Source organism: Pseudoalteromonas sp. NSLLW218 (assembly GCF_015864775.1).
GTDB lineage: Bacteria > Pseudomonadota > Gammaproteobacteria > Enterobacterales > Alteromonadaceae > Pseudoalteromonas.
The window spans coordinates 75,363-92,571 of record NZ_JADYWO010000014.1 but is presented as its reverse complement, the minus strand read 5'-3'; the positions used below and the strand labels follow the sequence as shown (position 1 = coordinate 92,571).

General features: G+C 39.9%; 19 protein-coding genes. 5 read left to right on the top strand and 14 right to left on the bottom strand.

What is annotated here, in order from left to right:
- Positions 1-2 precede the first annotated feature (2 nt).
- Positions 3-884 (bottom strand): ABC transporter ATP-binding protein, encoded by an 882-nt coding sequence (locus I6E80_RS18430; protein WP_197186166.1) that lies wholly within the window; start codon positions 882-884, stop codon positions 3-5.
- Between the two features lie 186 nt (positions 885-1,070).
- Here I6E80_RS18430 and I6E80_RS18425 point away from each other — a divergent pair, with 186 nt between their 5' ends.
- Positions 1,071-1,748 (top strand): nitroreductase family protein, encoded by a 678-nt coding sequence (locus I6E80_RS18425; protein WP_024599486.1) that lies wholly within the window; start codon positions 1,071-1,073, stop codon positions 1,746-1,748.
- Between the two features lie 204 nt (positions 1,749-1,952).
- On the opposite strand, the gene I6E80_RS18420 is transcribed toward I6E80_RS18425, so the two are convergent.
- A complete protein-coding gene (locus tag I6E80_RS18420; RefSeq protein ID WP_024599485.1) occupies positions 1,953-2,255 on the bottom strand; it encodes a metalloregulator ArsR/SmtB family transcription factor in 303 nt (100 codons plus the stop codon).
- A gap of 299 nt (positions 2,256-2,554) precedes the next feature.
- On the opposite strand from I6E80_RS18420, the gene I6E80_RS18415 reads away from it, so the two are divergent.
- On the top strand, positions 2,555-2,899 hold the full coding sequence (locus tag I6E80_RS18415; protein ID WP_024599484.1) for a rhodanese-like domain-containing protein: 345 nt from the start codon (positions 2,555-2,557) through the stop codon (positions 2,897-2,899).
- A 22-nt stretch (positions 2,900-2,921) separates the two neighbouring features.
- Here the strand turns inward: I6E80_RS18415 and I6E80_RS18410 are convergent, their stop codons facing one another.
- The 5 genes from I6E80_RS18410 to I6E80_RS18390 all read right to left on the bottom strand — a co-directional run bounded on the left by I6E80_RS18410 (position 2,922) and on the right by I6E80_RS18390 (position 5,191).
- Positions 2,922-3,317, bottom strand: coding sequence for a DUF1801 domain-containing protein (locus tag I6E80_RS18410; protein ID WP_197186165.1), 396 nt, complete (start codon positions 3,315-3,317; stop codon positions 2,922-2,924).
- A 45-nt stretch (positions 3,318-3,362) separates the two neighbouring features.
- Positions 3,363-3,908, bottom strand: a complete 546-nt coding sequence (locus I6E80_RS18405; RefSeq protein ID WP_197186164.1) for a PH domain-containing protein — start codon at positions 3,906-3,908, stop codon at positions 3,363-3,365.
- A 66-nt stretch (positions 3,909-3,974) separates the two neighbouring features.
- Positions 3,975-4,592 (bottom strand): LysE family translocator, encoded by a 618-nt coding sequence (locus tag I6E80_RS18400; protein WP_170072836.1) that lies wholly within the window; start codon positions 4,590-4,592, stop codon positions 3,975-3,977.
- Positions 4,593-4,775 carry a hypothetical protein gene (locus I6E80_RS18395; RefSeq protein WP_170072835.1) on the bottom strand — a complete coding sequence of 61 codons (183 nt, stop codon included), beginning with the start codon at positions 4,773-4,775 and terminating at the stop codon, positions 4,593-4,595. It abuts the gene before it with no gap.
- A 17-nt stretch (positions 4,776-4,792) separates the two neighbouring features.
- Complete coding sequence (locus I6E80_RS18390; protein WP_024599479.1) at positions 4,793-5,191, bottom strand: DUF3224 domain-containing protein; 399 nt, start codon at positions 5,189-5,191, stop codon at positions 4,793-4,795.
- Between the two features lie 91 nt (positions 5,192-5,282).
- Here I6E80_RS18390 and I6E80_RS18385 point away from each other — a divergent pair, with 91 nt between their 5' ends.
- Positions 5,283-7,061 carry an ABC transporter transmembrane domain-containing protein gene (locus tag I6E80_RS18385; RefSeq protein WP_024599478.1) on the top strand — a complete coding sequence of 593 codons (1,779 nt, stop codon included), beginning with the start codon at positions 5,283-5,285 and terminating at the stop codon, positions 7,059-7,061.
- Here I6E80_RS18385 and I6E80_RS18380 read toward each other — a convergent pair.
- Positions 7,058-7,690 (bottom strand): OmpA family protein, encoded by a 633-nt coding sequence (locus I6E80_RS18380; RefSeq protein WP_024599477.1) that lies wholly within the window; start codon positions 7,688-7,690, stop codon positions 7,058-7,060. The two genes, I6E80_RS18385 and I6E80_RS18380, sit on opposite strands and share 4 nt — an antisense overlap.
- Before the next feature lie 190 nt (positions 7,691-7,880).
- Between I6E80_RS18380 and chrA the strand changes: the two genes are divergently transcribed.
- Positions 7,881-9,035, top strand: a complete 1,155-nt coding sequence (chrA, locus tag I6E80_RS18375) for a chromate efflux transporter (RefSeq protein WP_197186172.1) — start codon at positions 7,881-7,883, stop codon at positions 9,033-9,035.
- Here the strand turns inward: chrA and I6E80_RS18370 are convergent.
- Genes I6E80_RS18370 through speA form a run of 4 tightly spaced genes read right to left on the bottom strand, consistent with a single transcriptional unit; the run spans position 8,995 to position 14,012 of the window.
- On the bottom strand, positions 8,995-10,251 hold the full coding sequence (locus I6E80_RS18370) for a mechanosensitive ion channel family protein (RefSeq protein ID WP_024599475.1): 1,257 nt from the start codon (positions 10,249-10,251) through the stop codon (positions 8,995-8,997). The two genes, chrA and I6E80_RS18370, sit on opposite strands and share 41 nt — an antisense overlap.
- The gene (locus I6E80_RS18365; RefSeq protein WP_121955065.1) at positions 10,248-11,168 is read right to left on the bottom strand and encodes an acetyltransferase; all 921 of its coding nucleotides are present in this window, start codon (positions 11,166-11,168) and stop codon (positions 10,248-10,250) included. Before I6E80_RS18365 ends, I6E80_RS18370 begins: the two co-directional genes overlap by 4 nt.
- Positions 11,169-11,186: 18 nt before the next feature.
- Positions 11,187-12,071: an acyltransferase gene (locus I6E80_RS18360; protein WP_024599473.1), complete on the bottom strand. Its 885-nt coding sequence runs from the start codon at positions 12,069-12,071 to the stop codon at positions 11,187-11,189.
- 60 nt (positions 12,072-12,131) lie between these two features.
- Positions 12,132-14,012, bottom strand: a complete 1,881-nt coding sequence (speA, locus tag I6E80_RS18355; RefSeq protein WP_024591379.1) for a biosynthetic arginine decarboxylase — start codon at positions 14,010-14,012, stop codon at positions 12,132-12,134.
- Positions 14,013-14,210: 198 nt separating this feature from the next.
- On the opposite strand from speA, the gene speE reads away from it, so the two are divergent.
- Positions 14,211-15,074 carry a polyamine aminopropyltransferase gene (gene speE, locus I6E80_RS18350; RefSeq protein ID WP_197113285.1) on the top strand — a complete coding sequence of 288 codons (864 nt, stop codon included), beginning with the start codon at positions 14,211-14,213 and terminating at the stop codon, positions 15,072-15,074.
- Between the two features lie 220 nt (positions 15,075-15,294).
- Here speE and I6E80_RS18345 read toward each other — a convergent pair whose 3' ends face one another.
- Positions 15,295-16,527, bottom strand: a complete 1,233-nt coding sequence (locus I6E80_RS18345; protein WP_197186163.1) for a hypothetical protein — start codon at positions 16,525-16,527, stop codon at positions 15,295-15,297.
- Complete coding sequence (locus I6E80_RS18340; protein WP_197186162.1) at positions 16,517-17,140, bottom strand: methylamine utilization protein; 624 nt, start codon at positions 17,138-17,140, stop codon at positions 16,517-16,519. Before I6E80_RS18340 ends, I6E80_RS18345 begins: the two co-directional genes overlap by 11 nt.
- Between the last annotated feature and the right edge of the window lie 69 nt (positions 17,141-17,209).

Here is a 17,209-nt window from a genome sequence, read left to right as displayed (position 1 = left end):
CCTTATGCTACTTGGCTGTTACGATGATTAAGCAGAGTAGAAAAATACACATCTTCTAGGTTTGCATTACTTGCTTCAAACCCTTGTGGGGCTTGCTCTGCTATTACATGTAAAATTGTTTTCCCTGCAAATAGGCGCTTAGAAATAACCGGTAATTGTGGTTCCAGCTCTTGCGCTTCTTCTTGGCTCATGGCTTTGCGCCAGATTTGCCCTTGGAGTTTATCGGTAAGGACAATTGGGTTGCCCTCTAATAGTATTTTGCCGCCGGCCAGTACGGCCATGTTTGGGCAAAGCTCTGCTACATCTTCAACAATGTGAGTCGATAATATAACGACTTTTTGCTCACCTAAGCTTACTAACAGGTTATGGAAACGATTACGCTCTTCAGGATCTAACCCTGCTGTTGGTTCATCAACGATTAGTAAATCAGGGTCGCCTAATAACGCTTGAGCAATACCAAAACGCTGACGCATACCGCCCGAAAAGCCACTTACGGCTTTAGAGCGATGTTGATATAAATTAGTGTGCGCAAGTAATCCTTCAACCGACTCTTTACGCTCGGCTTTATTATGAATCCCCTTTAAAACAGCCATATGATCCAGCAAATCGTAAGCACTAACACGTGGATACACACCAAAATCTTGCGGGAGGTAACCTAAACGTTGGCGCAGTGCCTGTGGGTCTTTAAAAACATCAATACCATCAAAAGTAATTGAACCTGAATCAGCCGACTGCAGTGTTGCAATGGTACGCATTAGCGATGATTTACCTGCGCCATTTGGCCCAAGTAATCCAAACATCCCTTTACCTATAGATAAATCAACACCTTGTAGTGCATGTACGCCGTTATCGTAGGTTTTAGATAACCCTGTTATTGATAGCATTTTTACTTCCTTGAATATGAGTAATTATTTTTATAATGTTTTATACCACAAGAAAAATAGGAACATAAGTTACTTGCTGGTTAAATTTGTAACAACAAATAAACATAATTTAAACTCATAACACTTGCCTGCACTGTATTCACTCGGTATAAAAACCACATATACTTTTATAAGAAGCGAAAAGCCATGCAAGATCACCAAAGCCAGCCATTAAACGACTTTATAGAATACCCACACGACGAAATGCTAAATCGCGCTAACGAGTTTTTAACCACTAGCCAACGCCGCCATAGCATTCGCAGCTTTAGCGATCGCCCTGTACCAAAAAATATTATTGAAGCATGTATAAAAGCAGCTGGCACAGCACCTAGTGGAGCGAATCATCAGCCTTGGCATTTTGTGGCTATAAACAGTAGCGATGTAAAAAAACAAATAAGAGAAGCCGCAGAAAAACTAGAGCGTTCTTTTTACGAAGGCAGAGCAGGTGAAGAATGGTTAGATGCGCTAAAACCGTTAGGTACCGACGCCAATAAACCTTACTTAGAACATGCGCCTTGGCTTATAGCTGTATTTAGTCAAAAAAAGGGGGGCGTAAGCACCGATGATAAAAATACGAATTATTATGTGCATGAGTCTGTTGGCTTAGCTACCGGCTTTTTAATTCAGGCTTTGCATCGTGCTGGTTTGGCAACCCTTACTCATACTCCAAAACCAATGAGTTTTTTAACCGACATATGTGGTCGCGATAAAGATAACGAGCGCCCGTATATGCTACTTATTGCAGGCTACCCTAGTGACGATGCCACAATACCCGCGCATGCACTGGATAAAAAATCTATTGATGAAATAGCTACGTTTATTTGAGTTGGTATTCAACCGCAAATTTTCGCTTGAGTTAAATCTTGCGATAACATGCTGCTACATATCTATAGTTTGGTCTAAGCATAGTAGCTGTTTTCGTACGAGCTCTATTTACGTACAAACATTTTAAAAATTAATAGCACAAAAGTAATAGAGCTGAGGTTATTCTTTTGTGCTTTCACTGCGCTACTGACGCAACTAAAAGCGTTAGTCTTTACAAAATAAGCTATATAGCGTGCTAAGTAATTGCACTGCGTTATCGTCAATTACACGATAATAAATAGTTTGGCTTTCACGGCGAGTGGCAACAACATTCGCTTTTCGTAGTGCAGCTAAATGCTGAGAAAGTGCCGATTGTGCTAAAGGTACGGCTTCATTTAGTTGCGATACGCTCATTTCTTTATCTTGCAAAGAGCATAAAATCATTAAACGATTTTTATTCGCTAAAATTTTTAATAACTGCTCTGCCTGCGCCACATTCCCAGCCATTGCAATAAAGTCGATGTCCATAACATGCTCTTATTATAAAAAGTGATTGGAGTATAAATATATACATTGTTAATGTCTAACATTAGAATTTACTAATATAGAAAAAACGAATATAGTAAATAAAACACTAAATAAAGCTCAATAGCTCATTTTTTAATTGCGGAACTCATAATTACCGTATTTGTGTTGCTGCAATATTTTGATCCTAGATGAATATGGCTTACTGTTTTTACTACAATAAACTTAATTCAACTGCTATTAGTTGCTGGTATCTGATGATCACACTATTACGCAAACGTAACCTTAAGGAATAAAAAAGCATGCTTACATCAATCCCTGATTTACTTAAAATTATCACACCTAACCAACGCCGTATTGACGCAGCGCAAGCGAAACTCGAGCTTGAACAAAATAAAGGTTTACTTATTGATGTGCGAGAACCTGCAGAGCATGCAACAAAAGCAGCTGTTGGAGCAATAAATATTCCGCGTGGGTTACTCGAAATGAAACTAATGGAAATAGAAAAAGACGCAGCACGTCCAATTTACGTGCACTGCGCAAGTGGTGCTCGCGCAACGTTGGGAGCAGAAGCATTAACGCGTGTGGGTTATGAAAACGTGACCGTTATTACCTGTGATGCAAACCAAATATGTAGTGTGTTTTAAGCATCTACTTAAGTGCATGCAGTTATGCACCTAACAAAGGTAGGCGTTTAACGCTGTGATAAGTCAGTGCTAATTTAATACACGCTTTAAGTGGGTGTTCTGGTAATGGCTTTTCACTATTTAACACTATTGCTCTATTTCCTTCAAAGGTAAGATTATGAGAGTACAATTCTCTAAATGTGCTTACTAGCTTTGATTGGCAATGAAAAAACAAATAACACGATGAGCCCTTAAAGCCTATGCGAATGGGACTGCCATTTATTACGCTATAACTTGGCTCTCCCCACTTTAGTGACTCTTCAACGGCTCCTAAGTTTTGCTCTTGTGCTACGATATAAATTAACTCTCGTAATTTTATGAGCTTACTTTTAATTAACTCAGGATAATTATTAAATATATTTTCGACACCCTTATTCATAAAAGCATCCTTCTTAGCAGAGCATTCGTTACATTTAAGGCTAAACTATTTTTGCTGCCTTTCATCAAGTAAAACTAGTAGCATCTGCTCAATATTTTTAACACTATAAGTAAGTGCTCTCAGTAGCTCTTTCTCACTTTGCTCTGTTGCCTGCTGCGACGTTTGACCTTGATTAGCCAATACATCTTTTTGCTCAAGTATCGCCTCTCTAAACTCACTCGCATTAACTACACCAAGCAAAGATACTAAAGCGCCATTTCCTGACTGCCCAGCTGTTTCAAAACTTAAACGGTACAACCCAAACAGTCGCATTAGTGGGCCTTGGCTTAAACCTACATCGGTTATTTTTTCAAGCGGAATAGATTTTTCTTCTTTAAATAATATGCCACGTTTAACTACCAATTTTTGTGGTAATAAGTCAGCAGACATAGCTGCGAGTATTCGCCCGCCCACTAGCCATACAATCGCCAAGACAATGGGTAACAACGGAATAGTCACCAGCGCTAGTACACTAAAAAAAGCGGCCATTAGCATCCAGTATTGCTGAACCTTCGGGTCGAAAGATGCACTTTTTAAAATATGTTTTGTCATTGTTTTAATCCTTTATCTATATAACTAAAAATACACTCTGCAAGCTTCAATAATCTCTACTCAATCTTACAAGCTAATAACAACTTTTATAGCAAGAGCAATAAACACAACACCCAGTATTTTATCAAGCCATGGGTTTTGCTTAGTAAAGCCAAAGCGGGTTTTAGAAACCTCGGTCAATAATGCCACCAGCAAATACCAGCCGGTATCAATGACAAACACCGTTAAACACATAATTATGCCCACACTTAAAGTAAGTGCCTGAGGGTCTATAAACTGTGAGAACAAGGCTAAAAAGAAAATAGCGAGCTTGGGGTTTAAAAACGCAATGGCAAAACCATCTTGTAATGCTTTAGCTTCACTTACCTCACTTTTTTGTACTTCAAGTTCGTTATTACTTGGTTTTGCTAGCAATATTTTTATACCTAAATACGTCAAATAGGCCGCACCTAAGTAAACTAGTATTTGATAAACAGTTGGAAACTGCGTCATTAAAGCGCCTAACCCCAATAACGATGCACCGGCATACAAGCCAACGCCAATACCATGACTGAGCGCGGCAAGCATACCGTTTTTCATACTGCCATTAAGTGAGTGCTTTAAAACCACCGCTAAACTTGGCCCTGGTGACATTGCACCCATCATGCAGATAGCCGCTAGGCTTAACCATACTGAAAGTGTCATCTAAAGCTCGTCAGTTTCAATAAATAATGTATAACCGTGCACTTGCCCATAAAAGCCACTTAATGGCACTGCGTTTATTACTTTCCAACCATCTTGGTTTAATTCCTGTATGCGATCATTCAGTGCGACTATATCTACGCCACCCAAAAAACGGGTCTTTCTAAATTCGATTACTTTTTGCATTTTAGTCCTTGTGTACTTTATAAAGTGTATTCAAAATCGTAGTAGTGAATTCCTTGCTCAATACGTATTTTCATACTGCCAGTTAACCCTTCTAGCTCATTAGTGCCTGAATCGGGTATTACATTTAAAATTAGGCTGTCTTGCCCTTTATCCATCGTGCCAAAATGCTGCAGTACAAAACTGCCTTTTTTGCCGTCAAGCTCACCTATCACTTGCTCTATGGCAACATAACCGGCGCTGCCTTGGGTTGGTGTCATGGCGCTTAGCATTTCGCCCTGGCTGGTAGCATTAAGCACACCACTAAATGTTTTATCTATCGACATACGCCCTAAGTTAATACCATTTTGGCCGCTTGCGTAGCCTTCTATTGGCGCTAGATTTACATTAAATTCTCCACTTACGGTTGCAGTAGTCATAACGTTTCCTTATTGATGCTAATATTTAAGAGTATTGATTTTTATTATCTTAGTGCCATATCTATACCTTAACCTTTAAAAAGAATCCACTATGTCAAAAAACACCTCTGCATCCGAAAAAGCTGCGTTTAGCAGTTTATTACCTGTTTTTGCGTTTATTAAACCGTACAAATGGATGGTAGTAGCCGCCCTAGCTGCGTTATTAGTTACCGCAGGCGTTAACTTGTCATTAGGGCAAGGTGTTAAATTTGTTATTGATCATGGCTTTATTGCAGGATCAAAGGCCCAATTACAGCAGGCCGTATTAGTACTTATTGGTTTAATCAGCTTGTTAGCGATAGGTACCTTTAGCCGTTTTTATTTAATGTCGTGGATTGGCGAACGAGTCAGTAACGATATTCGAAAAGCCGTATTTAATCGTATTGTAACGCTGCACCCTAGCTATTTTGAAGAAAACCGCAGTGGCGAGCTTATGTCGCGTTTAACCACCGACACCACATTACTGCAATCAATTATCGGTTCATCTTTTTCTATGGCGCTGCGCAGTGTACTTATGTTGATTGGTGGCTTAGCTATGCTGTTGTTCACTAATTTAAAACTTACTTTAGTGGTTGTAGCCTGTGTACCACTGGTACTTGTTCCCATGATGATATTTGGTCGCAAGGTACGCAAACTCGCAAGCTCTAGCCAAGATGCCATTGCCGACATAAGTACCTATGCCGGAGAAATCATACAAAATATTAAAGTAGTGCAAAGCTATAGCCATGAAGAGCAAGAGCAACATGCCTTTGCGCTTGAGACCGAAAAAGCCTTTAACGTGGCTAAAAAACGTATTAAGCAACGTTCATTTTTAATAGCCGTGGTGATTTTTTTAACCTTTAGTGCCATTAGCGCTATGTTATGGGTAGGTGGTAATGACGTACTTGCAGGCACCATGAGCGGGGGTGAGCTAGGTGCGTTTGTGTTTTACGCTATTATGGTTGCAATGTCGGTGGCAACCGTTGCTGAAGTATATGGCGAACTACAACGTGCAGCAGGCGCTGCGGCGAGATTACTTGAGTTACTTGCTGTTAAAAGTGAGATAGAAAACCCGCTAAACCCACAAGATAGTCATTTACTGCATGATAGTAGTAGCCCTGCGATTACGCTTGAAAATATAAGCTTTAACTACCCTTCTCGCCCAGACGTAAGCGCGCTTAATAAAATAAGCCTAAATATAAATCAAGGCCAAACCGTGGCAATTGTTGGCCCTTCTGGCGCAGGTAAAACAACATTATTTGAATTACTACAGCGCTTTTACGATCCTGCTAGCGGAGCCATTAAATTTAAAGATGTAAACATTAAAGATTTATCACTTAATACTCTGCGCAATAAAATGGGCATGGTAGCGCAAAACCCTATTTTATTTAGCTCCGATGTAATGCATAACATTCGTTACGGCAACCCAAGTGCAACCGATGAGCAAGTATATGCCGCAGCAAAGTATGCGCATGCCGATGAATTTATCAAACAGTTACCGCAAGGTTATAACAGCTTTTTAGGTGAGCAGGGTGTGAGGTTATCCGGTGGGCAAAAGCAGCGAATTGTGCTTGCACGTGCCATATTAAAAGACCCTGAAATACTTCTTCTTGATGAAGCCACCAGCGCGCTGGATGCGCAAAGTGAGCACCATGTACAAGCTGCACTTGAGCATTTAATGCAAAACAGAACAACGTTAATAATTGCCCATCGGCTGGCAACGGTAAAACATGCCGATGTAATTGTAGTAATGGAAAATGGGGAAATAATAGCAACGGGTACTCACCAAGAGTTGTTAGCAAGTAACCCGCTGTATCAAAAACTGTGTGAATTACAGTTTAATAAAGACTAACCTTCGGTATTTGGCACTATCTGAATTTCTACCCGGCGGTTTTGAGCACGGCCATTTGCACTATCATTAGTTGCAATTGGGCGTGTTTCGCCATAGCCCATGGTGCTAATACGTGTAGCCATAATTTGTTGGTTCACTAAGTAGTCTTTCACACTTTGTGCGCGTTCACGCGATAGGTTCATGTTGAAGCTATCTTTACCCGTACTGTCGGTATGACCTTCTACACTAAGGTAGGTTTTTTCGTACTTGTTCATTACTTTAGCAATCGCATCTAACGTATCGTTAAAGCCTGATGAAATATAAGATTGAGCAGTCGCAAACGTAATGTTTGATGGCATTACTAAACGTAAGTTATCGCCCTCTCGTACTACTTCTACACCAGAGCCCGCTAATTCATCACGAAATGCTTCTTCTTGCTTATCCATGTAGTCGCCAACAGCTGCGCCCGCTAGTGCACCAATAGCTGCACCAATAAAAATACGTTTATCTTTATGATTACCCGTAGCCTTACCTAATACACCTCCGGCTGCGGCGCCTATAGCGGCTCCTTTACCTGTGTTATTCATTTCACAACCAGAAAGTAATACAGCTACTACGGTTACGCTTAAAAGTGATTTAGTTAAAGTCATGGTGATACCTTATTCATTAAGAATTTAGCAAGAGTATGCAAATACATGTATGAACAAACTATGAAGAGAGTGTTAAAAGCAACGCATCTTGCTTGATTGTTAAACAGACCTCAAACTAATGTGCCATTTTAATAAAAATGTCATACTACGCTGTGACAATTTAATGAATTTTACAAAGGATATTGGCGCAATGTTAATTGCTATTTTTAAACAGTTTTTTTTACTAGGGTGCATGAGTTTTGGTGGCCCCGCTGCGCATTTAGGTTATTTTAAACGTCACTTTGTAGACTCATTAAATTGGCTAACCAATACTCGTTACGCACAACTTATTAGTTTAAGCCAAGCACTGCCAGGACCAGGCTCTAGCCAAGTTAGTTTTGCTATTGGCGTTGAGCGTGCTGGAGTACTGGGTGGTATAGCTGCCTTTGTAGGCTTTACTCTGCCTTCGTTTTTAATAATGGTGCTACTTGCTGTAAGTGCACATCAGTTTGACGCTGTTTACTTTGCTATTATTGCAGGCTTAAAGTTATTTGCCGTTGTTATAGTTGCTGATGCCACACTTAGTATGGCTAAAAGCTTTTGTACAAGTGCTGCGCTTAAGTTACTTGCCGTAATGAGTACACTTGCTTTGGTATTATTTCCAATGATGGCCACTCAAATCGCTATTTTAATAACCGCTGCAACAGTAGGTGCTATATGGCCTTTATTAAAACTTGGTACAGCCACAAAAAATGTTAGCAGTACAAAAAGCAATATTAATTGGATTGTACTGGGGTTATTTGCGCTCTTACTTGGTGTGAGCTTTATTCCACTAGGGCATGAGTTTGCTTTGTTTGCCCCTTTTTACCAAGCAGGTGCAATGGTGTTTGGCGGCGGACACGTAGTGCTACCGGTACTTCAAGCTGGCGTGCCAGCATTGAGTGATGATCAGTTTTTAAGTGCTTACGCGAGTGCACAAGCGGTGCCAGGACCTATGTTTACTATTGCTACTTACTTAGGCGCACAACTTACTACAGAGCAACCTTTAGTGGGTGCTCTTATAGCTACACTGCTTATATTTATGCCTGGTTTTTTACTTATACTCGCGTTTCAAAAGAGCTGGATTAACTTGGCAAGTAAGCCACGCTTTGCAAGCTCAATAGCGGCGCTTAATGCTGCGGTAGTCGGTTTTTTAGCGGCTGCACTGTATTCGCCAATCTGGACATCAGCTGTGCATAGTCTTTGGCAAGTTGCGTTAGTAATAATTGTATTTGCATGGCTGCAATTTAAAAAGCCACCTATTTGGTGGCTCTTAGCTTTGTTTATTACTGTGGGTCTTTTACAACACTATTTGCCATCACTCTAAATGTTGGCTTATCTGTTTGTTGCTCGTTAGGAGGGCTTAACTGCCCACTAACACTTTGATACGCCCTAAGCCCAAACACAGGTAATACCGCAAGCAAATGATCCATTATTTCGGCTTGTAAGTGCTCGTACGAAATCCAGCGTTTATCTTCACTAAAGCAATAAAACTCAATAGGCAAACCATGATTAAGTGGTTGTAGCTCTCGTACCATTAACGTAAGCGACGTATTAATTTTACTGTGCTGTTTTAAATAGCCTTCAGCATAGCGACGAAATAACCCTAAATTAGAAACCTGAGCAGGTAATGTCGTTACTCGAATATAGTCGTGCAGTGGAATAGCCGCATCAATTTGTTTTCTAAACTCATCACCCACTAAACAAATACTGTGCATATCTATGTTAAGTGAACGTTTAATACGCCTACCGCCCGACTCTTGCATGCCGCGCCAGTTTTTAAATGAACCCGCTACCAACATATAAGTTGGAATAGTTGTTATGGTGTTATCCCAGTTACGTACCTTTACAGTGTTTAAACCCAAATCAATTACTTCGCCATCGGCGCCGTAGTTTTCTACTTGAATCCAATCACCATAGGTTACTAAACGGTTTGCTGCTATTTGAATACTGGCTACAAAGCCTAAAATAGTGTCTTTAAATACTAATAACGTAACGGCAGCAATAGCACCAAAGCCAGAGAGAATATAAGTAGGTGACTTCTCAAGAAAAATGCTCACAATTAAAATTGCACACACAATAAAGGTTATTAGCTTAACAACCTGAATTAAGCCTTGAATGGGTACTTCGCGTGCAAACTCTAACTGGTTATAAATAGTACCCGCAATGCTCACAATACTACTAAAAATGAACCCGGCATAAATAATAAGTAAAGCTTGTCCTATCGTTTTTAGTATTTCTGCTGCTATTTCGTTAACTGGGTATACACTATCAAATGTAGCTAAAAACAATACGCAGCAAAGCATTCCTGCAATACGTTTATTTAGCTTATTAAGCATAGGCGAAAGCGCACCAATTCGCTCAGGGGAAAGCCTCGTCACTATTTTTTGAATGCCAGGTAACATTAACCTACGAGTAAATAAGTAAACAATTAATAAAGAAAAGATCCCTATCGAGACTGCGGTGATTGAGCTAAGAAAATCCGCGTCGGGTACTTTTTCAAACCAAGGAGCAATTAATTCCTGTAGGTGGGTGTTGGTCATAGTGTTTCAATTTCCTTACTGATTTGTGGTTCAGGTAAATCTTGTTGAGCATAAATGTCGGCAAGCTGCTGATCTTTAGCAACCCATAGCTCATTCACATAATGTTGAAAATTAACTTTAAATACGTCATCGCTTTGATAGCTGCCCTGCATGCTTTCATTAATGGGCGTTACGTTTATTGAAACATAAATAGAATCTAGCTCACCTTTTAACAAGTTACGACAAACATGATCTGTTTTACCGCTATACACTAAACTTGTATTAAGCATGGCATCAAATTGATCGGCTAATACTTCAAGCGCAAAAGCGATGCCGCCAGCTTTAGGCTTTAATAAATACTTAAAAGGACTTTGTTGCAGATTATGTTTGGCTGGCGTATAGCGTGTACCTTCAACAAAATTAATGATGGTAGTAGGATGATGACGAAAATTACGACAGCTACGCTTGGTGCGCTCTACATCTAATCCTTTCAACTTTGGGTTTTTAGCTAGTTGCGCTTTGCTTACCCGTTTCATAAACGGCATACCCATAGCCCACGCACCAGTCCCAATAAAAGGCATGTATTTTAACCCGTCTTTTAAAAAGAACTTAGGGGCAGGCAATGCATGTAATGAGCTAAGTACGGTTATATCTAACCAACTCGCGTGGTTACAAATAAGTAAATACCAACTTTTTGAGTTTAAGTCGCCACTTATATCAACCACAATATTAGGGCAACCTAACCAAAGCCCTAAACGGTTGCCGTTACACCAACCTCGGTAAGCGCTGTGTAATATAGAGTTAACCACAGGCAAAGGCAGTAATAACTTAATAAGGCCCAGTACAAATACTAGCGAGCCAAAAAGTATCATGTTAGAAAACAATACGCAGCCTACAATTAAGCCGTTAAGCCAATTGGGTAACCACTTTTTTAGCATAACTGTAAGCTCATATTTTTACCTTTTACTTATGGTTTTTTCGAGCGATTGCAGTGTTTGCTCTTTGTTTTCCCATAAGCGGTTTAACTCGCTTTGAAAGCGAACTCTAAATTCAGAATCACCTGTGTAGTCACCAATAAGTTCTTCGCTTACCGGCCTTACTTCCACGTGTACGTTGATATTTTTTACCTTACCACCAGCAAAATCCATAAAAGTAGGAATGCCATCAGGGTAGTGAATTGTTACGTTAACCACTTTAGTAATTTGCTCGCCCATTGCTTGCATTACAAAAGCAATACCACCCGCTTTTGGTTTTAATAAATGTGGGAACGGGCTATTTTGACGTTCATGCTTTTGCGTAGTAAAACGAGTGCCTTCTACAAAGTTAACTACGGTTACTGGCATTTCTTTAAATTTTTCACACGCTTTACGCGTGGTTTCTAAATCTTTGCCACGCAACTTTGGATTCTTTTTTAATTGGCTTTTGCTCGTGCGAGTCATAAACGGAAAATCAAGCGCCCACCAACACAAACCTAAAATAGGCACGTAAATAAGCTCTTTTTTCAAAAAGAAGTTTAAAAATGGAATTTTTCGATTAAACACACGTTGTAATACTAAAATATCGACCCAGCTTTGGTGATTCGCTATTACTAGGTACCAATCCTTTAGTTTAAGGTCTTCAAGGCCAGTTACATTAAGTTTAGTTGGCGTAAATAACTTTTGATTTAAGCTATTAAAGGTAACCCAAATAGTTGCAAATTGCTTAGCTGCCCAGCTCATAAGCTTTTGTAAAGGCTTAATAGGGATAAGCTTTATAAGCCCACAAACAAAAATAGGCACAAACCAAAAAAGTGTGTTTATTGTGTAAAAAATAATACTAAATACACTGCGAATAACTGACATTACTTCCATTCCTTTAAACATTGCGCAGCCACTAATACTGCGCTTTCAGTTGCTTACAAATTAATCTTCAAAATAGGTATAGCCTTCAAGGCCTGCATTAAGCTCAGCTAAATAACCTTCTTTACACTGCGTCGATACATCAAGTTTATTAACTTGGTACGCAAAGTTGTCAGCTAAAATGGCGCTATCATAGTCAACAAACTTTAATACATCCTTAACGCTATCACCTTTTATGGCATTGGTTAACACATAACCTTCATCGTTAAGCTCTACGTGCACCGAATCAGTGTCACCAAATAGGTTATGTAAATCGCCTAAAATTTCTTGATACGCGCCGACCATAAACATAGCAATATGGTACTGCTCGCCATGCTTATATTCAGGTATTGGTAGGCTGGTTTCGATACCAGCGCCTTCAACGTACTCACGAATTTGCCCATCAGAGTCACAGGTAATATCTTGAATAATCGCGCGCTGAGTCAATGGCTGAGTTAAATTTTCGATTGGCATAACTGGAAACAACTGCTGAATACCCCAAACATCAGGCAATGACTGAAATAATGAAAAGTTAACGAACAGTTTATCTGCAAGTTTTTCGTTTAAATCGTCGAGTACTTCACGGTGCGCGCGCGCGTTATTACTAAGTGATGCCCGTACACGATGTAAAATAGTAAAGTAAAGCTGCTCTATTTTCGCCCACTCTAGCATGCTTACTAAGCCATGCACGTACTGATCGTGCGCTTCGCTAAATAAGTGCATAGCGTCGTGATAAATCTCTAATGCCATACGCGGGTTTAAACGCTGTAAACACTGCCACATTTCATCAAGCACTAATGCGCTATTTTCAAGTGGTGGCTCTGGATTTAAATGATTAGGCGCTTTTTCTACGTCAATTACATCAGTAATTAATACCGCATGGTGAGCTGTTAAAGCACGCCCCGACTCGGTGATAATGGCCGGATGCGTAAGGTTATGCTGATCGCACACTTCTGCAAATGCATTCACTACGTTACGCGCATACTCTTCTACGGTGTAATTCATTGAACACGCACTACGCGAGCCAGAGCCCTCGTAATCAACGCCTAAGCCGCCGCCCACATCAACGGTATTTAACGGTACGTTTAATTGCGTAAGCTCAGCAAAGTGGCGTGCACATTCACGTAAAGCACGGTGAATATCACGAATGTTGGCAATTTGAGAACCAATATGAAAATGCACCATTTGCATTAAGTGCAGCTTATTATGCTTTTTAAGCACTTCAACAGCACTTAGTACTTGGCCTGCTGTTAAACCAAACTTGCCTTTTTCACCGCCCGTATTTTGCCACTTGCCTTTGCCTACTGAGTTTAGGCGAATGCGAATACCAATAGCCGGTTCAATGCCTAGGTTGTCTATTTCTTCTAATAAGGTGGTCAGTTCTGAAAGCTTTTCTACCACAATTTTTACGCTGTGGCCCATTGCTTGACCAATACACGCTAAGCGTAAAAACTCACTGTCTTTATAGCCGTTACATACAATAGTGATTGGCTCTTTTGCCACGCCCAAAATAGCCATAAGTTCTGGCTTTGAGCCTGCTTCTAAGCCAACAAGCCCGCTTGGATGCGCTAATAATTTACTCACTACAGAGCGCTGTTGATTTACTTTAATTGGATAAACACAGGTGTATTTGCCGTTATATTCACGATTTGCTCGCGCTTGCGTAAACGCGTTAGTAAGTGTGTCTACACGATTTTTTAAAATATCAGTAAAGCGCACTAAAACCGGCAACGTTAAACCTTGTTGCTTAAACTGCTCAGTTAATTGCGTTAAAGAAATGGCCGGTTTTGTTTGGTCGCCATCTGGGTAAGCCACCAGTTCGCCTTGTGCATTAATATCAAAATAACCATCACTCCAATGAGCAACGTTATAAGTGGCGCGTGCTGTTTCTAAACCCCAGGTCATGGCAACTCTTCTTTAGTCAATTAGGTATAAAGGCGCATTTTAATACGTCACTATCCACTAGGCTAACAAAAATTGAACTTTCACTCACTCCTAACTAACTTTATTCGTCAAATCAGTTAAAATGTCATTGAGCAAAACGCCAAGCACTGGCAGAATTGCCCCTTTTTCATACTCAACCTAAAAAGTGTAATAGTAACTATGGCAAATTTAGATCAAAGTAAGTGGTTTACTGAAATTAGCGACCGCGATGGCAGCGCATTTTCATTACGTATTAATAAAAAGTTAGATGAAAAACAGTCTCCTTTTCAAAAGGTAGAAATGTTTGAAACCACAGACTTTGGTAATTTAATGATCATCGACGGGTGTACTATGGTAACAACCCGCGAAAACTTCTTTTATCATGAGATGATCAGCCACCCTGCACTTTTAGCGCATCCAAACCCTAAAAACGTCGTTATTATTGGCGGCGGCGACTGCGGTACTTTACGCGAAGTATTAAAACACCCAGGCGTAGAAACTGTAACGCAAATAGATATAGACGAAGTAGTAACGCAAATGTCGTTAAAATACTTCCCAGAGCTTTGTGAATCTAATAACGACGCCCGTGCAACGGTTATGTTTGACGACGGTATTAAATACATGCGCGAAGCCGCTGGCGAATCTATCGACGTGGTTATTGTTGATGGCACCGATCCGGTAGGTCCGGGTGAAGGGTTATTTAACCATGCGTTTTACACAAGCTGTTTAGATGCACTGCGCCCAGGAGGTATTTTAGTGCAACAAAGTGAATCGCCACTTATGCACATGCCATTATTAGTTGAAATGCGCGAAGCAATGCTAAGCGTAGGCTTTAACGATTTACAAACATTACCATTCCCACAACCAATTTACCCAAGCGGTTTATGGTCAGTAACACTTGCACGTAAATCACAAGCATTTGACGGCTTTAGAGAAGATGGCGCGGCACAAATAGCAAAGCACAGTGAATACTACAATAGCGGTATTCATCATGGCGCACTCGCTACACCTAACTACATGAAACGCGCATTCGATAAAAAATAATACCAATCTGCTTATATATGGGGTCTATTTAACGTTAAGAAAATTACGCTAGAACTAGGCAAAAATTTTTGTATCTAGTTGTTCTAAATAAAAAATTTTTAACGACGTTATAGTGCAATTTAATTCGTTAAATTGATCAAAGATTTATGCAGGTTGGTATAATCTATACCAATTTTATTAAACTAAAAAGGGAGCTTTAAATGCTCCCTTTTTTATACTTTTAAAAACGCCATTGCGCATTTAGCATTATTTGCTGCTGCGAGATTCGTTCATTAAATCCAATTGGCTCTCTATTTTTAGCAACACTTTTAAGGGCTGAGCCTTCAACCCCTATTTGTAGTTTATTAGTAAGCTGGTATCGCCATGTTGCTGTTAAACCTTCGCCATTGCTTGCATTAGGGTCAAACGCGGTTGTGTCGTTGTCAGCAACTTTAAAATAATCGTAACGTACTGAAACTCGATGTTTGCCTTCTTTATGGCTTAGCATTAAATAATGACTATAAAAAGCATTATCAATTAATGCGTTACTGCCCATTTCAGTTTTGCCATTGAGTGCCTGAGCAATAAAACGTGTCTTGCTGTTAAATTTATAAAGCCAAGCGGCGCTCGTAAATCGAGTATTCCAAGCATATTGCCCGGAACTATAATTAACAGTATTTGGATCACCATTATTATCATAATAGTAGATTCTAAATTGAGACTGCTTTAAGTAATCCCAATGTATACCGGCGTAATAACCAAAGCGCCCGTCTACTTCCTCAAACGGTAAAACCTGATTAGCTTGCCAGCGTAATTCGTATTCGTTTAATGCCGCTACAGGCGCAAATTGCACGCTTTCGTTAAACGTTGTTTGTCTATCGTGTAATGCAAAGCCACGCCATGCGAGTAAAGTACCTGCGGGGTCATTGCCTTTAAATGTCGCACCTACAAAGCTAAAGCTATGTCTGCTGTTAAAACGTTTTGCTGGGCGCTTAATGGTCACTTCAGCACCAACGGTACGCACTTCCTCACCTATCCAGCTATTAATAGCTGAATTTGTATAGTTATAAGGAGAAGTCCAGCCTATGTCAGGGTTTTCAAGCGACATAAGCGGATAAAATCCCCCTACGCGCACGTGCCATTTATAGTTACTGTTAGATAGTGGCTGATACTTTACAAAAGCTTGCGTAAAACCAAGGCCAACGTCAGGATCTTGATTCGCATTTAACACGCCGTGAGCCGACCAGCTAGATGCTAAATCAACATTAAAATCTAAAATACCTTGCGATAGAATAAGCTCATCACTTTTAGTATCGTGCCGATATAGTCCGATACCGCCTTCTTGAAAACTAAGCGTATTATCACCCTGCACGGCTCTAATTTGTATTAAGCCTTTTACTTGTGCATACAACACATTACTAAAACATAAAGCACCGGCTACAAGTGCCAGTCTCATTAGCCTATTAATAATCATCAAATTCATCCGTAGCAAAATCAATTTGCTCCGCTATTTCCTGCTTTACTTTATAAGTGATAGGGTTGGTAGCCACAGTAATAGTTTGAGATTCAATCTTACTAATATCGCTAAACCCAGAATGCCAAACACTTAACGTGTATTCGCCTGCATTGGCATTTAAATTTACATGTCCATTTTCATCAGTGATTGCAAAAATAGTGCTATCTACCACCACAATATAGCCTAACATCCAATCATGAATATTACAGCCAAGCTCAACAACACCCGTTTGTTCAAAAGTAATAGGCGCTTTTGGATGCTCCTTATATAGTTTTAATTCAAACGTTTTAGCTTTAGAAAATGAATAAACATGATGCATGATTGAGTCCGCATTCGGAAACTCTACCTTTGCATTTTGTGGGACAACTAAAATACGCGGCTTAAACTCTCGATTTTGCTGGGTCATCGCATAAGGTGCTTCTGGAGGAATAACGCTAGAGGGGCCTCCTGCAGTTAGCCATACAACAGCATTAGGTAACGGGTCATTATTAGCATTTTTAATTGTAATATTTGCTGCAAAAACTCCAGTACTAACACTTAGTAAAAATACACAAAGTAAGCTTTTTATCATTTTCTTGTCGCTATTATCAATTTGTTTACATTATAGACCGATTAAGCCACCAAATTCTTTCTATTTTTT

Excerpts from the sequence above, each read along its gene's own strand:
- I6E80_RS18430 (WP_197186166.1), bottom strand. The coding sequence starts at position 884 with ATGCTATCAATAACAGGGTTATCTAAAACCTACGATAACGGCGTACAT.
- I6E80_RS18405 (WP_197186164.1), bottom strand. The coding sequence starts at position 3,908 with ATGACAAAACATATTTTAAAAAGTGCATCTTTCGACCCGAAGGTTCAG.
- speE (WP_197113285.1), top strand. The coding sequence starts at position 14,211 with ATGGCAAATTTAGATCAAAGTAAGTGGTTTACTGAAATTAGCGACCGC.
- I6E80_RS18360 (WP_024599473.1), bottom strand. The coding sequence starts at position 12,071 with ATGTCAGTTATTCGCAGTGTATTTAGTATTATTTTTTACACAATAAAC.
- I6E80_RS18385 (WP_024599478.1), top strand. The coding sequence starts at position 5,283 with ATGTCAAAAAACACCTCTGCATCCGAAAAAGCTGCGTTTAGCAGTTTA.
- I6E80_RS18415 (WP_024599484.1), top strand. The coding sequence starts at position 2,555 with ATGCTTACATCAATCCCTGATTTACTTAAAATTATCACACCTAACCAA.
- I6E80_RS18380 (WP_024599477.1), bottom strand. The coding sequence starts at position 7,690 with ATGACTTTAACTAAATCACTTTTAAGCGTAACCGTAGTAGCTGTATTA.
- I6E80_RS18340 (WP_197186162.1), bottom strand. The coding sequence starts at position 17,140 with ATGATAAAAAGCTTACTTTGTGTATTTTTACTAAGTGTTAGTACTGGA.
- speA (WP_024591379.1), bottom strand. The coding sequence starts at position 14,012 with ATGACCTGGGGTTTAGAAACAGCACGCGCCACTTATAACGTTGCTCAT.
- I6E80_RS18345 (WP_197186163.1), bottom strand. The coding sequence starts at position 16,527 with ATGATTATTAATAGGCTAATGAGACTGGCACTTGTAGCCGGTGCTTTA.
- I6E80_RS18370 (WP_024599475.1), bottom strand. The coding sequence starts at position 10,251 with ATGACCAACACCCACCTACAGGAATTAATTGCTCCTTGGTTTGAAAAA.
- I6E80_RS18395 (WP_170072835.1), bottom strand. The coding sequence starts at position 4,775 with ATGCAAAAAGTAATCGAATTTAGAAAGACCCGTTTTTTGGGTGGCGTA.
- I6E80_RS18425 (WP_024599486.1), top strand. The coding sequence starts at position 1,071 with ATGCAAGATCACCAAAGCCAGCCATTAAACGACTTTATAGAATACCCA.
- chrA (WP_197186172.1), top strand. The coding sequence starts at position 7,881 with ATGTTAATTGCTATTTTTAAACAGTTTTTTTTACTAGGGTGCATGAGT.
- I6E80_RS18400 (WP_170072836.1), bottom strand. The coding sequence starts at position 4,592 with ATGACACTTTCAGTATGGTTAAGCCTAGCGGCTATCTGCATGATGGGT.
- I6E80_RS18390 (WP_024599479.1), bottom strand. The coding sequence starts at position 5,191 with ATGACTACTGCAACCGTAAGTGGAGAATTTAATGTAAATCTAGCGCCA.
- I6E80_RS18420 (WP_024599485.1), bottom strand. The coding sequence starts at position 2,255 with ATGGACATCGACTTTATTGCAATGGCTGGGAATGTGGCGCAGGCAGAG.
- I6E80_RS18365 (WP_121955065.1), bottom strand. The coding sequence starts at position 11,168 with ATGCTAAAAAAGTGGTTACCCAATTGGCTTAACGGCTTAATTGTAGGC.
- I6E80_RS18410 (WP_197186165.1), bottom strand. The coding sequence starts at position 3,317 with ATGAATAAGGGTGTCGAAAATATATTTAATAATTATCCTGAGTTAATT.